Source organism: Nocardioides sp. (genome assembly GCF_024509035.1).
In the GTDB taxonomy this organism is placed as follows: Bacteria; Actinomycetota; Actinomycetes; order Propionibacteriales; family Nocardioidaceae; genus Nocardioides.
Map to the genome: position 1 here is coordinate 1 of NZ_JANINT010000021.1, position 13,216 is coordinate 13,216.

The 13,216-nt window shown below is 73.0% G+C and carries 10 protein-coding genes, 4 tRNA genes and 2 pseudogenes; 10 read left to right on the plus strand and 6 right to left on the minus strand.

Features of this window, described 5'->3' with window-relative positions; all coding sequences use genetic code 11:
• The 5 genes and pseudogenes from Q0L15_RS02335 to Q0L15_RS02355 form a co-directional block, all read left to right on the plus strand.
• Window positions 1-523, plus strand: a pseudogene (locus tag Q0L15_RS02335) (lipid-transfer protein); the annotation flags it as partial.
• The gene (locus Q0L15_RS02340; protein WP_296601973.1) at window positions 520-1,311 is read left to right on the plus strand and encodes a MaoC/PaaZ C-terminal domain-containing protein; all 792 of its coding nucleotides are present in this window, start codon (window positions 520-522) and stop codon (window positions 1,309-1,311) included. The pseudogene Q0L15_RS02335 and the gene Q0L15_RS02340, both read left to right, overlap by 4 nt.
• A 93-nt stretch (window positions 1,312-1,404) precedes the next feature.
• The gene (locus Q0L15_RS02345) at window positions 1,405-3,501 is read left to right on the plus strand and encodes an MMPL family transporter (protein ID WP_296601974.1); all 2,097 of its coding nucleotides are present in this window, start codon (window positions 1,405-1,407) and stop codon (window positions 3,499-3,501) included.
• Complete coding sequence (locus Q0L15_RS02350; protein ID WP_296601975.1) at window positions 3,461-4,726, plus strand: sensor histidine kinase; 1,266 nt, start codon at window positions 3,461-3,463, stop codon at window positions 4,724-4,726. The genes Q0L15_RS02345 and Q0L15_RS02350 overlap by 41 nt, the downstream gene beginning before the upstream one ends.
• The gene (locus Q0L15_RS02355; RefSeq protein WP_296601976.1) at window positions 4,726-5,346 is read left to right on the plus strand and encodes a response regulator transcription factor; all 621 of its coding nucleotides are present in this window, start codon (window positions 4,726-4,728) and stop codon (window positions 5,344-5,346) included. The genes Q0L15_RS02350 and Q0L15_RS02355 overlap by 1 nt, the downstream gene beginning before the upstream one ends.
• 95 nt (window positions 5,347-5,441) lie before the next feature.
• Here Q0L15_RS02355 and Q0L15_RS02360 read toward each other — a convergent pair.
• Window positions 5,442-5,515 (minus strand) — tRNA-Phe (locus Q0L15_RS02360).
• A gap of 121 nt (window positions 5,516-5,636) precedes the next feature.
• Here Q0L15_RS02360 and Q0L15_RS02365 point away from each other — a divergent pair.
• From Q0L15_RS02365 to Q0L15_RS02375, 3 genes are all read left to right on the plus strand, one after another.
• Window positions 5,637-5,709, plus strand: a tRNA-Glu gene (locus Q0L15_RS02365).
• A 106-nt stretch (window positions 5,710-5,815) separates the two neighbouring features.
• A tRNA-Asp gene (locus Q0L15_RS02370) sits at window positions 5,816-5,892 on the plus strand.
• 84 nt (window positions 5,893-5,976) lie between these two features.
• Window positions 5,977-6,330, plus strand: a complete 354-nt coding sequence (locus tag Q0L15_RS02375; RefSeq protein WP_296601977.1) for a metallopeptidase family protein — start codon at window positions 5,977-5,979, stop codon at window positions 6,328-6,330.
• A gap of 51 nt (window positions 6,331-6,381) precedes the next feature.
• Here the strand turns inward: Q0L15_RS02375 and Q0L15_RS02380 are convergent, their stop codons facing one another.
• Complete coding sequence (locus tag Q0L15_RS02380) at window positions 6,382-7,269, minus strand: ATP-binding protein (RefSeq protein WP_296601978.1); 888 nt, start codon at window positions 7,267-7,269, stop codon at window positions 6,382-6,384.
• A 315-nt stretch (window positions 7,270-7,584) separates the two neighbouring features.
• On the opposite strand from Q0L15_RS02380, the gene Q0L15_RS02385 reads away from it, so the two are divergent.
• Window positions 7,585-9,078 (plus strand): NAD(P)/FAD-dependent oxidoreductase, encoded by a 1,494-nt coding sequence (locus Q0L15_RS02385; protein ID WP_296601979.1) that lies wholly within the window; start codon window positions 7,585-7,587, stop codon window positions 9,076-9,078.
• A 12-nt stretch (window positions 9,079-9,090) separates the two neighbouring features.
• Here Q0L15_RS02385 and Q0L15_RS02390 read toward each other — a convergent pair whose 3' ends face one another.
• From Q0L15_RS02390 to Q0L15_RS02405, 4 genes are all read right to left on the minus strand, one after another.
• Entirely contained in the window at window positions 9,091-9,780 is a 690-nt protein-coding gene (locus tag Q0L15_RS02390; RefSeq protein WP_296601980.1) for a PaaI family thioesterase, read from the minus strand.
• A 38-nt stretch (window positions 9,781-9,818) separates the two neighbouring features.
• Window positions 9,819-10,502: a hypothetical protein gene (locus Q0L15_RS02395; protein ID WP_296601982.1), complete on the minus strand. Its 684-nt coding sequence runs from the start codon at window positions 10,500-10,502 to the stop codon at window positions 9,819-9,821.
• A gap of 261 nt (window positions 10,503-10,763) precedes the next feature.
• Window positions 10,764-12,530, minus strand: coding sequence for a hypothetical protein (locus Q0L15_RS02400; protein ID WP_296601983.1), 1,767 nt, complete (start codon window positions 12,528-12,530; stop codon window positions 10,764-10,766).
• A 77-nt stretch (window positions 12,531-12,607) separates the two neighbouring features.
• Window positions 12,608-12,683: transfer RNA gene (locus Q0L15_RS02405), tRNA-Lys, on the minus strand.
• Window positions 12,684-12,870: 187 nt separating this feature from the next.
• Between Q0L15_RS02405 and Q0L15_RS02410 the strand changes: the two are divergent.
• A pseudogene (locus Q0L15_RS02410) lies at window positions 12,871-13,216 on the plus strand (nitric-oxide reductase large subunit); the annotation flags it as partial.

A 13,216-nucleotide genomic window follows, 5' to 3' on the forward strand; every position in this document is an offset into this window, starting at 1 on the left:
CGACGGCGGCCAGGCCCTCGTGGTCGTCTCCGCCGACCGGGCGCGCGACCTGTCGGAGCGGCCTGCGTGGATCCTCGGTGCCGCTCAGGGCCAGGCGGCCGACCAGCACATGATGACCTCCTACTACCGGCCCACGATCTCGGGCCTGCCCGAGATGGGCGTCGTCGGCGACCAGCTCTGGAGGCAGAGCGGGCTGCGCCCGGCCGACGTCCAGGCCGGCATCCTCTACGACCACTTCACGCCGTTCGTGCTGCCGCAGCTCGAGGAGCTCGGCTTCTGCGATCGTGGCGAGGCCCGGCACTTCATCGCCGACGGCCACCTCGAGATCGGTGGAGCGCTGCCGTTGAACACCCACGGCGGCCAGCTCGGCGAGGCCTACCTGCACGGGATGAACGGGATCGCCGAGGCCGTGCGGCTGGTGCGCGGCACGTCGGTCAACCAGCCGCCGGACGTCCGCAACGTGGTCGTCACCGCCGGCACGGGGGTGCCCACGAGCGGCCTGGTGCTGGGGGACGCCTCGTGAACGCGGGGGACTGGGCCGGCCGGTCGCTGGGCGAGCGCACCGTCGCGTACGACGAGCGCGACGCGATCCTCTACGCGCTGGCGGTCGGGGCGCAGGCCGACGAGCTCGACCTGGTCTTCGAGGAGCGGCTGCGCGTGCTCCCGACCTTCGCCCTCACCCTCGCGCAGTGGGCGCCGGACGCGCTCGGCTCGCTGGGGGCGTTCGACACGACCACCGCGGTGCACGGCGCCCAGCGGCTCGAGGTGTCCCGACCGCTGCCGCGGGCAGGGGAGCTGCACCTGCGGTCGTGGGTGGAGGCCGTGTGGGACAAGGGCGGAGCGGCCGTCTTCGACGTGGCCGTCGAGAGCGAGCACTTCCGTGCCACGTGGTCGATCTTCGCCCCCGGGTGCGGCGGGTTCGGCGGCGAGCGGGGCCCCTCGGCGCCCCGCGGCGAGCTCGCCGACGCCGTCGAGGTGCCCGTGCAGACCAGCCCGACCCAGGCGGCGACGTACCGGCTGCTCGGCGACCGCCACCACATGCACATCGACCCCGAGGCGGCCCGCGCGGCGGGCCAGCCGCGCCCGTTCCTGCACGGGCTGTGCACGCTCGCCGCGACCGTGCTCGGCATCGCCCGGCGCGCAGGAGCCGACCCGACCCAGGTGCAGACGCTCGCCTGCCGGTTCTCGGCCCCGGTCTTCCCGGGGGAGCGGCTCGCGGTGCGGATGGCCCCGGGCGCCGAGGTGGCGTTCTCCGCCGCGGTCGAGGACCGCACCGTGCTCTCCGGTGGTCGCGTCTCCTTCGGGGGCTGAGGTCCCGGGGGGCCCAGGTCCATCAAAGGTTGGACGGCGTGGTCCATCGCGTCGGCGATGTGGATCGATGCCCTCGGCTGATGCCCTGGAGGCATGGCAGATGTGCGGTGGGCCCGCTCGATCCCAGACCTCCTCGTCACCCGCAGGGGAGCCTGGGCGGCGCTCGCGTCGGCGGCCGCGGTCCTGGCCGCGATCCTCGGCTTCCTCGGTGGAGCCGAGCCGGGGAGGGGTGGCGCAGCCCCCGACGATGCGGAGTCGACGCGGGTGGCCCGGCTCCTCGACCGGTTCCCTGGCGCCGACGAGCAGTCCCTGCTCGTGGTCGCGACGCGTGGCGACTCCGCGGACCTCACCCCCGCGGACCTGGAGTCGCTGCGGCGGCTGGAGGTCGAGCTGCGGGCCGTCGGGCCGGTCGCGCCGGTGCAGGTCAGCGCCGACCGGCAGGCGGCGCTCATCGCGGTCCCGGTGACCGTCAGCACCGATGACGCCCTCACCCGGGCGACGGTCGACGGCCTCCGTGACCTGGTGCGGGAGCAAGGCCCGCCGGGGCTCTCGTTGTCGGTCACCGGCGGTCCGGCCTTCGGCGTCGACATCGCCGCCTCGTTCGACGGCGCAGACCTCACCTTGCTGCTCGTGACCGTCCTGATCGTCGCGGTGCTCCTGGTCGTCACCTACCGCTCGCCGGTCCTGTGGCTGGTCCCCCTCGCCGTGGTGGGGGCGGCCGACCGGGCCGCCGGCACGGTCACCGCGGCACTCGGGTCCGCGCTGGGCCTGCACTTCGATGCAGGCATCATCAGCGTGCTCGTCTTCGGGGCGGGCACGAACTACGCCCTGCTCCTCATCTCGCGCTACCGCGAGGAGCTGATGACCCGGAGCGACCACCGCCGCGCGCTGGCGACCGCGTGGCGAGAGGTCGCGCCCGCGATCGTCGCGTCCAACGCAACGGTCGTGCTGTCGCTGACCACGCTGGCGATCGCGGTGATCCCGAGCACCCGGGGTCTGGGGGTGTCCGCGGCCGTCGGCCTCCTGGTCGCGCTGGCTGCGGTGCTCCTGGTCCTGCCGGCCGCGCTGGCCCTCGCCGGACGCCGGGCGTTCTGGCCGCGGATCCCGGTGCCCGGCTCCCCGGCTCGCGACGGCCGGCTGTGGCGCACGGTCGCGGCCGCGGTCGTGCGTCGCCCAGCGCTCACGATCGGGGTCGGGGCGGTCGCTCTCGCTGCGATGACGACCGGCCTGGTCGGTACGTCGGTCGGGATCGACCAGGCGGAGCGCTTCCGCAGCACCTCGGAGTCCGCAGCTGGCCTCGAGGTCCTCGCCGAGCACTTCGACCCGGGGGAGGCGCAGCCGCTCGTGGTCGTCGCTCGCAGCACGGACACCGACCGGGTCGTGGCCGCCGTCGAGGCCGTCGACGGCGTCCGCGCCGCCCGCCCGGCGGGCACGTCCGGGGACGGCGCCCTGGCGCGCGTCTCGGTGATCAGCGCGTACTCGCCGGGCACCCCGTCCAGCGTCCGGCAGGTGTCCGAGCTCCGCGACGCTGTCCACGCGGTCCCGGGAGCCGACGCCCTGGTCGGTGGGGAGACCGCGGTCGACGTGGACGCTCGCCTGGGCAACCACCGCGACCTGCTCGTGATCGCCCCGCTCGTCCTCGCCGTGAGCGGCCTGGTCCTGCTCGTCCTCCTCCGGTCGCTGGCCGGTCCGATCCTGCTGCTCGCGGTCAACGTGGCCAGTGCCGCCGCCGCGATCGGGGCCGGTTCCTGGCTGAGCCGGAGACTGCTCGGCGTGGACGCCCTGGACGTGCAGGTGCCGCTGCTGGCCTTCTTGTTCCTCGTGGCCCTGGGCATCGACTACACCATCTTCCTCGTCCACCGGGTGCGGGCAGAGGCGACCGCCCGGGCCACCCGGGACGCGGTGGTCGAGGCGGTGGCGCGCACAGGGACGGTGATCTCGAGCGCCGGTGTCGTGCTGGCCGGCGTCTTCGCCGGCCTGGGCGTCCTGCCTCTGGTGACGCTCGGCCAGCTCGGCCTGATCGTCGGCGTCGGCGTGCTCGTCGACACGCTGCTGGTCCGCACGCTGCTGGTCCCGGCACTGATCGGTCTGCTCGGGGAGAGGATGTGGTGGCCGGCAGCTCCCGCCGGCCGACTCCGAGAAGGGGGCCATGACGACGTCTCGTCACCCACAGCCGCCGGTGCGCGCTGACCACGCGGGCCCGGCGCGCCTGGCCTCGACCACGGTCAGCGCGATGAGGTTCGGCCAGGATCTCATCGCGCTGGTGCTCGTCGTGACCGGGACCGCGCGCGCCCTGGCGGCGGGCACGAGCGTCGCGGCCGCCGTGACCGCGGGCGTGGCGCTCCTCGGTGCTTACGCGGCCGGCCTGGTCCTGGCGCGGGCACCGCACGGCCCGGCTGCGGTCCGGTGGTGGCTGCTCGTCCTGACGCTGGTCTGGGCGGCGGCGGTGGCGGTCTCGCCCGAGTTCGTCTGGTTCGCCTTCGCGCTGTGGCTGCTGGCCGGTCACCTGCTGCCGGGTCCCGCGTCGGTCGCGTTCGCCGTGGCGGTCTATGCGATCGCCGCCCTCGCGCCGATCGCGCACCACGGCACCACCGGCTACGCGAACGTGTTGGGGCCACTGATCGGCGGCGTCTTCGCCCTCGGCGTGTCCCGTGGATACCTCGAGCTGCTCCGCGAGGCCGCGGAGAGGGAGAAGCTGGTGTCCTCCCTCGCCCAGGCCCAGCGCGAGATGGCAGATCTCCAGGACGAGCTCGCCCTCACCCAGCGGGCGTCGGGCGCGATGTCCGAGCGGACCCGGTTGGCCAGGGACATCCACGACACGGTCGCCCAGAGCCTGTCGTCCATCCGACTGCTCTCCCACGCCGCCGGCGCGCGCGTCCAGGACGCCGAGGCGGCGCGGGCCATCCGCCAGGTCGAGACCTTGGCCGGTGAGGGCCTGTCCGACGTACGCCGCATCGTCGCGGCCCTCGCCCCTGTCGAGCTCGAGAGCGACCCGCTCGCCGATGCGCTGGCGCGCATGCTCGAGCGGCTCCGCGGCGAGACCGGCGTCGAGACCGAGCTGCACGTGGACGCGACGCTGCCGGCGCTGCCGACGGCCTACGAGGTCGCGCTGATGCGGACCGCCCAGTCGGCCCTCGCCAACGTGCGGCTCCACGCGCACGCCTCGCGCGTGGTGCTCAGCCTCATCGACGAGGGCGACGCGGTCCGCCTCGACATCGTCGACGACGGCCGCGGCTTCGACGCGACCGCGTGGGAGAGCGCGCCGGTGCGAGCGGGCGAGTCGGGCTACGGCTTGCGGTTCATCCGGTCGCGGCTGCGCGAGCTCGGGGGCGGCCTCGACGTCGAGGCAGTGCCCGGTGAGGGCACCGCGCTCTCCGCGCACCTCGTGCTCACCCTGCTGGTGAAGGAGACCTGATGCCGATCACCGTCCTGATCGTCGACGACCACCCCGTCGTGCGGACCGGTCTGCGCGCCGTGCTGGACGGCGCCGCGGACCTGGTCGTGGTGGGGGAGGCGGCGACCGGCGAGGAGGCGCTCGCGATGACCGAGCAGGTGCGTCCCGACGTGGTGCTCTGCGACCTGCGGCTCGGCGAGGGCATGGACGGGATCGCGACGACGGCCGCGATCCGGGCCCTGTCCCCGGCGCCGGCGGTCCTGATCCTGACGACCTACGACCGCGACGCCGAGGTGCTCGGCGCGATCGAGGCGGGTGCCGCCGGCTACCTCCTCAAGGGCGTCGCCCCGGCCACCATCCTCGAGGCCGTCGAGACCGCGGCGCGTGGTGGCACGTACCTCTCCGCTGATCTGGCGACCCGGGTGGTCGCCGGGATGAGGTCCCCGCTGCCGCGGCTGACCGATCGCGAGGTCGAGGTGCTCCGGCTGCTGGCGACAGGTGCGTCGAACCGGGAGATGGCGAAGGCCCTGTTCGTCACCGAGGCCACGGTGAAGAGCCACCTGGTCCACATCTTCACCAAGCTCGGCGTCGACAGCCGGGCTCGCGCCGTGCACGTCGCCCGCGAGACCGGCCTGATCTGACCTCGGCGAGCGCGGCTGCGCCCGAGTGCAGCGAGGCCCCCGCCGGAGCTCCGGCGGGGGCCTCGTGCTCGCAGGTCGAGGACCTGCGGTGCTTGTGGGCAGGGGCGGGGTCGAACCGCCGACCTTCCACTTTTCAGGCGGACGCTCGTACCAACTGAGCTACCTGCCCAAGCGACGGACACCCTACAGGAGCGATGACGGCCCACGGAAACCGAGGGCGACCTCGCGGCGCGCGGTCACAATTCGTACGACGTACGGCGACCGCCCTATGCTTTCGCAGAGCGTGTCCGGCCCCCATCGTCTAGCGGCCCAGGACCCCGCCCTTTCACGGCGGTAGCACGGGTTCGAATCCCGTTGGGGGTGCGATTCTCAGCCTTGGTCCCGCCTCGATTGGGAGCAGGCGAGGTCTGTAGGTTAGAGTTCCCACCGCTTCGGCAACGAGGCACCAGCACGACATCAGCACCATCCTGGCCCCGTAGCGCAGTTGGTTAGCGCGCCGCCCTGTCACGGCGGAGGCCGCGGGTTCGAGTCCCGTCGGGGTCGCCACCAGACGCCCCGGATCGAGAGATCCGGGGCGTCGCGCATTTCCGTCGCCGTACGCCGTTTCGGCCGGTGGACCACAATGGCGCCATGCCGATCGAGATGGATGCCGAGGCGTTCGACGCGCTGGTCGACCGCGCGCTCGACGACATCCCCGACGAGATCGCGCTGCGCGTGCGCAACGTCGTCGTGCTGGTCGAGGACGAGCCCCCGGAGGGCGAGCCCGACCTGCTCGGCCTCTACGACGGCATCGCGCTCACCGAACGCTGGGGGTCACCGATGATGGAGCTGCCGGACCGGATCTTCGTGTTCCGCCGGCCGCTGCTCGAGATGTGCGACAGCGTCCAGCAGCTCGAGGACGAGGTCCGGATCACGGTCGTGCACGAGATCGCCCACCACTTCGGCATCGACGACGCCCGCCTGCACGACCTCGGCTACGCCTGAGGCGCACCGGGCGCCTGGCACCGCGCACTGGCACGCGGTGAGCCGTCGGGCTCAGGACGCGGGGCTGCCCTCGGCCTCGAGCACCGCTCCCTCGGTCCACGGGACCGGCGGGGCGCCGCCCTCCTGACGGACGAACTCGTTGAAGAACCACCGCTGGAAGCGCTGCTGCTCGGGGGTGCGCGCCAGCGAGAGCAGCCGCTCCTCGCGGCAGAACGCGTCGGCCAGGTCGAGCAGCTCGATGAACCGGCCGATCGTCGCCGCGGTCTGGCGCGGCATCGCGACGTGCAGGTCGGTGGTGGCGACGCCGGAGCGCAGCGCCTGCTCGATCTGGTCGGCGCCGATGCCCTCGCGCAGGTCCCGCTCGAGGGAGCCGAAGAGGTCGGAGAGGTCCTTGGCGAGCGGGTACTCCTGCTCGTGGGCCAGCGCCAGCAGCCGCACCTCGCGGCGCAGCTCGCGGTAGTGGCGCTGGAACTCCACGAAGGTGCGCAGCGGCACCGCGTGGAGGTCGATCCGCAGCTCGTCGGGGGAGGGCTCGCGCGGCATCGCTGCGGCGATCGCGCCGGTGACGACGCCGTCGACCATCAGGTCGCCGGAGTGGTCCTGCGGGACGAACCAGACGATCTTGCCGTCGTCCTCGACCTCGACCCCCCACGCCGAGGAGCAGCGCGCCACGATGCTCAGTCCGCGCCCGAAGGTGAGCAGCAGGTCGTCCTCGTCCTGCAGGTTGCTGGTGGGCATCAGCGGGACGTCGGTCGAGCCGTCGCGGACCTCGACACGCGGGTGCTCGCGGGTGCCCCGGACGCGCACCGACAGGGGCGGCTCTCCGTGCAGCAGCGCGTTGGTCACGAGCTCGGAGACGCCGAGCTCGGCGCACTCGACGAGGTCGCTGCGTCCGATGTCGTGGCAGGTGCTGACCACCCAGCGGCGGGCATCTTGCACGCCACGAGGACCCGAGCCCAAGGACAGGGCTGGCCTGTTCAGCGGCACGGTGGACTCCACGACGGGTAGCGGATGAGGACGGCTGGCGGCAATGCCATTGTCGGCTCGTGTACCCGGAGGGATTCCGCACGAAACATCCGCCGGGGATGCGACATCCAGAGGTCCAGACGGGCCCACGCGACGCATTCGACCGCCACGGGGATGGTGTGACCGACGGTACCCCCTCCGGTTGGCCCGAACGCGCCTGACCCGGAAGAATGCGGGTACGGGTGAGCGTTGAGTCAGCAGGTACCGATCTCCCACGAAAGGCTCCCCATGTCAGGCACCGCGCCCCTCAGCCCCACCGGCTCCCAGCGGCACCGGGTCGTGGTCGTCGGCTCGGGGTTCGGCGGCCTCTTCGGCACCAAGGCGCTGCGCCGCGCTGACGTGGACGTGACGATGGTCGCGAAGACGACCCACCACCTCTTCCAGCCGCTGCTCTACCAGGTCGCGACCGGCATCCTCAGCCAGGGCGAGATCGCCCCGCCGACCCGCGAGATCCTCAGCGGCCAGCACAACGCGACCGTCCTCCTCGGCGAGGTCACCGACATCGACCTCGAGGCCCGCACGGTCACCTCCCAGGTGCTCGGCCGCCCGACGGTCACGCCGTACGACTCCCTGATCGTGGCGGCGGGCGCCGGCCAGTCCTACTTCGGCAACGACCAGTTCGCCGAGTACGCCCCCGGCATGAAGAGCATCGACGACGCCCTCGAGCTGCGCGGCCGGATCTTCGGCGCCTTCGAGATGGCCGAGCTCGGGGCCGCCCGCGGCGACGACATCGACCACCTGCTCACGTTCGTGGTCGTCGGCGCCGGACCGACCGGCGTCGAGATGGCCGGCCAGATCGCCGAGCTCGCGCACCGCACGCTGCGCAAGGACTTCCACCACATCAACACCCGCACCGCCCGCGTGATCCTCGTCGACGCGGCGCCGCAGGTGCTCCCGCCGTTCGGCGCCAAGCTGGGCGCCAAGACCAAGACCGAGCTGGAGAAGCTCGGCGTCGAGGTGGTGCTCGGGGCGATGGTCACCGACGTCGACGAGCGCGGCATCGAGATGAAGTTCAAGGACGGCCGCGTCGACCGCATCGACACCGTCACCAAGATCTGGGCCGCGGGGGTTCAGGCCAGCTCGCTGGGCCGCACGCTGTCGGAGCAGACCGGCGCGCCGCTCGACCGCGCGGGCCGGATCTCGGTCAACCCCGACCTCACCCTGCCAGGCCACCCCGAGGTGTTCGTGGTCGGCGACATGATCGCCCTCGACAACCTCCCCGGCGTGGCCCAGGTCGCGATCCAGGGCGCGAAGTACGCCGCCAAGGAGATCGACCACCGGCTGAAGGGCAAGCCCTCGCAGGGGCCCTTCAAGTACTTCGACAAGGGCTCGATGGCGATCATCAGCCGGTTCCGCGCGGTCGCCATGATCGGCAAGGTGCGGGTCACCGGCGTGCTCGCCTGGCTGATGTGGCTGGGCCTGCACCTCATCTACATCACCGGGTTCAAGAGCCGCGTCACCGCGCTGCTGCACTGGGCGGTCTCGTTCATCGGCCGCGGCCGTTCGGAGCGGACGACCACCGAGCAGCAGATCTTCGCGCGCAGCGCCCTCGGTCGGCTGCGCCACGGCGCCGCCGACCTGGTCTCCGACCCGGGCGCCTACGACGCGGCCCGCGACCTGCTCGAGACCACTCGCCGAGCCGAGCTCGAGGCCCAGGCGATCGAGGAGGCCCGACTCACCGACGCCGGGGAGCGGGGCGTCAAGACCGGCGAGCGGGTCTAGCGGCCGGGCGACCTACTCGAAGTAGCTCGGCGTCGCCCGCTCGTCCTCGGCACCTGCACGCTCGGCCTGCGCGGCCATCGCCTCGCGGGCCCACCGCGGCAGGATGAAGAGCCCCTCGGCCTCGACGGTCACGCCCTCGGCGTCCATGATGTGGCCCTTGGCCCAGGTCTTGATGCCCTCGCTGCGGTCGATCCAGGCCTCGGCGCGCAGGTCCCCCAGGGGCGTGCCGCGCCGGTAGCGCAGCGTCAGCGTGCCGGTCATCCCGGGCTTGCCGCCGGCTCCGGCGGCCTCCCCGAGCATCTGGTCGAGCAGCAGCGCGGAGACGCCGCCGTGCACCAGCCCCGGCGGGCCCTCGTACGCCGCCCCGAGGTGGAAGTCCGACCATGCCCGGCCGGTGTCGTCGTGGTCGATGACCAGCGGCGGCGCAACCGCGTTGCGCAGGCCGACCACCGTGTTGCCCCAGGGGCGCCCGCGACCGGTCGCACCGAACCGCACGCCGTACGGCCCGTCGAGCTGCCGGGTCCGCAGCCGCGCGGTCAGCGCCTCGACCTCGGCCTGCACGGCGCGGATCTCGTCGTCGTCGACCTCGGTGCGGATCGTCGCGTCGACCAGCTCCCGGACCGCCTGGGTGAAGGGACCGTAGAGCGCCCGCTGACGCTCCAGCTCCTCGGCGGTGATGTCGTCTCGCACGTATCCGGACACGCCCGGATCCTAGAGCACCTAGCTAGAACAGGTTCCAGTCAGCGCGGGCGGTAGCGCACCTCGGAGCGGTGCCGGTGCAGCACCAGCAGGAGCTCCGCGGGGTCGACCATCGTCGCGTCGAGCACGTACGGCGCCATTCCGCGCCGGCTGAACTCCACCCGCCACGACCGGTCGCCCACCAGCCCGACCACGTCGACCGGCAGCCGCGGGTCCGCGAGGTCGAAGACGTGGCGACCACCGTCGCGCACGATCTCGAGGTGGCTGCCGACCAGCAGGACCGTGGTCGGGCTGTGGCCCGCCCAGGAGCGCCAGGCGGCGACGGTGAGCGCCGCGAGCACGACGGCGAGGCCGAGGGTGACCACGCCCGGGTCGGCGTACGCCACCGCGGTCTGGAGGACGGCCAGCACTGCGACCGCGAACAGCAGGAAGCCGACGACGCGGCGGTTGCCGGTCTGCAGGCTGAGGTCGATCGGGGCCACGGTGACGGGCGCGGCCTGCGCCGCGCCCGCCGGTCCCCGTGCGTCCGAGCTCTCGCCGCCCTCCGGAGGCGGCGGGACCGCGGCAGGATCCGACTGCCGGGACGTGTCCAACAGAACGGGGAGGGCGGCCACGGTGAGGTCCTCGATCACCGCCAAGCCGGGTTCGCGTTCGTCCGAGACGAGCCAGGTCTGCAGCAGGTCGAGGGAGGACTCCGTCGTCCCCTCCGAGTTCGCGCTCCCCATACCCAGCAAACGCGGTCGTCATGCGCGCGTTATGGCGACCGCTGTCACTGGTCTGGTCCAGCCGGTGGCTGTGGCTCGCCGCGGCGGTGGGCGTCGACCGGGCCTGGCCCGGAGGCCCCGGAAATAGAGTGAACCGCCGGCGTCTCGGGTCACCGACGGTTCAACAGTCCGAGAGGCTAGGGGCACGCGCGGAGCCTCCGCAGGCGATCGCGGCAAACCCGCGGAGGTGGAGTAGACCAGCGCGCTGCCACGGCCCGCCGGTCAGCGAGCGGGGGTGGGTACGCCGCCGGGGAGACCCACGTCGACCCGGCCGCCGATCGAGGCCTCCCCGCCCGGGGTGAACGTGATCGGCACCAGGCCCGTCTGCAGACCGGTCTCGGCGTTGACGTACTGCAGCTGCACGCTCAGCGTCTTCAGCGGTGCGGAGAACGGCGTCGAGAACCGGTTGAACGTGGGATTCTCCTCCACGCCGCCGGCGGTCCCGAGCTGGGTGATGACCGTCCAGGTGACCACGTCGCCGTCGGTGTTCCACACCACCCAGGGACCGGCCGCGTCGTGGAGGTGCCCGTAGGTCACGATCCCCGGCGGCAGGTCGGGGATGCCGTCGTCGACCGGGGTCGTCAAGGAGGCCGGGCGGTCGCGCACGAGGTCGAGGTCGGCGCCGAGGTAGCCGGCGACCGCACGCGGCTGGTGGAGCACGACGGTGACCGACGGCGGGGCGGTGACCGCTGCGGGGTCGTCGGTCGAGCCGAGGTCGGAGGCGTCGGCGCTGAGCCGTGGCGCGGTGCCGGCGGCGACCTCCTCGTCGACCACGGCACGCAGCCGCTCACCGATGTCGTCCTCGGTGAGCCCGGTGTCGTTGACGACCAGGCCGCCGAACAGTGCCTTGAACGCCGGGTCCCGGGCGCTCGCCACCCGCAGGCCGCCGGCGTCCACGAGCTCGGTGTCGGGGACCGTGAGGTGCGCGTCGAGCAGCTGCTCGACGGTGGTGTCGGTGTCGTGGTCGCCCTTCGCGGCGACCACCGGCACGTCGGGCGTCACGGTCGCCTCGTCGCGGACGAACTCCGCCTCCGCCACGGTGCCGTTCGACGTCACGTCGCCGGCGATCGTGCGGAGCACGACCGACCCCTCCGGCAGGACCTCGGCCAGGGCGGCGTACAGGTCGCGGCGCACGTCGACGCCGACGAAGCTGCCCTGCGGATCGGCCTCGGCGAGCACGATGACCTCGCCCTCCCGCGGCTGCAGCTCCTCGCCCCGCGCGCTGATCTGCGCGGCGAGCGTCGCGCGTGCCTCGGCGCGGTAGGCGTCGCCGCGCTCGCGGATGCGCCGGGCGTTCTTCTCGATGAACGGCTGGACCTGCACCGCCAGCTCGCGCGCCTGCGGGCTGCTGAAGGCGAGAGCCGGACGGCTCGGCAGCGGATAGGTGGTGCCCGGGGCGACGTGGCCCTCCCACGACCGGAACAGCGCCCACCCCACGCCGAGCGAGCTGCCTGCGCCCAGCGCCACCACCGCGCCCGCCACGACCCAGCGCCGACGCCGCGTCCTGGTCGCCATCGCCGACCAGGTCAGCGCGAGCACCGTCCCGCCGACGACGCCACCGACAGCCGCGCGGACCAGCGTCCCCTCGACGACCTGGCCGCGCAGCTCGGCCCCGTACGTCGACGCGAGCTGCTCGGGGTCGTCGAGGAACCGCGTGTTCGCCTGCACGAACGCCGGCGACGCGTAGGACGCGAGCGTGCCCCCGGCGATCGGCGGTCCCGTCGAGCGCAGCACCGCACCGAAGCCGCCGGGCCCCGTCCGGCGCCAGTAGACCTTGCCCAGCAGGCCGGTGTCGAGGGTCGTGTAGCCGTCGTGGGCGAGGCTGATCTCGACCGGCAGCGTCCCGACCCGGTCCTCGAACGAGGCGCCCTCGACGGCCTGCTCGACCGCCCACGGCAGGCTCACCACCGCGGCTAGGAGGACCCCGGCCAGCCAGCCGGTCGCAGCGCGCACGACGGCGCGGACTGCGTCTGGCGGCTGCTCGGCCACGGTCTGGCCCCTTCCTCGTCCGGGACGACTGGGGACGTCGTACCCGACGCCGGGATCGGCGATGCGACACAGGTGGGTGGTAGGCCCCGTGGGGCTCGAACCCACAACCCGTGGATTAAAAGTCCACTGCTCTGCCAGTTGAGCTAGAGGCCCAGCAGGCCCGTGGGCCGAGCGTCGGCACGACGATCGGACGGAGCCTGGTGAGGAGCGTAGTTCGTCGCGAGCGCGGGCGCGCACCCGCCTGCTCCGGCCCCCTGGGTCTCGGGGACGAGGCCTTCACAACGTCCGTGGCTTGTGACAGGTTGCTCGGGCAGGCGTGCCCAATCTCGGAGGTCACCTCATGCCCGACTCACCCCAGATCGTCGACGGCAGCTCCAGCCGGAGCCAGCTGAACCTGTCGAGGGGGTGGCTGCAGGGCGTCGTGCTGGTGATGGTCTTCGGATTCTTCGTGATGGGCATGCTCGCGGTGCGCACCTACACCGACTCGATGCCGCTGCCGGAGCAGGTCACCGACCAGGACGGCCAGGTCCTCTTCGACGAGGGCGACATCACCGCGGGCCAGGAGATCTTCCTGAGGCGCGGGCTCCAGCAGTACGGCTCCGTCATGGGTCACGGTGCCTACCTCGGACCGGACTACACCGCCGAGTACCTGCGGCTGTCGTCGGACCACGTCTACGACCAGCTGG

What these genes read in the sequence shown, in the direction of transcription:
- Q0L15_RS02345 (WP_296601974.1), top strand. Translation starts at nt 1,405, where the DNA reads ATGGCAGATGTGCGGTGGGCCCGCTCGATCCCAGACCTCCTCGTCACC.
- Q0L15_RS02355 (WP_296601976.1), top strand. Translation starts at nt 4,726, where the DNA reads ATGCCGATCACCGTCCTGATCGTCGACGACCACCCCGTCGTGCGGACC.
- Q0L15_RS02350 (WP_296601975.1), top strand. Translation starts at nt 3,461, where the DNA reads ATGACGACGTCTCGTCACCCACAGCCGCCGGTGCGCGCTGACCACGCG.
- Q0L15_RS02395 (WP_296601982.1), bottom strand. Translation starts at nt 10,502, where the DNA reads ATGGGGAGCGCGAACTCGGAGGGGACGACGGAGTCCTCCCTCGACCTG.
- Q0L15_RS02385 (WP_296601979.1), top strand. Translation starts at nt 7,585, where the DNA reads ATGTCAGGCACCGCGCCCCTCAGCCCCACCGGCTCCCAGCGGCACCGG.
- Q0L15_RS02375 (WP_296601977.1), top strand. Translation starts at nt 5,977, where the DNA reads ATGCCGATCGAGATGGATGCCGAGGCGTTCGACGCGCTGGTCGACCGC.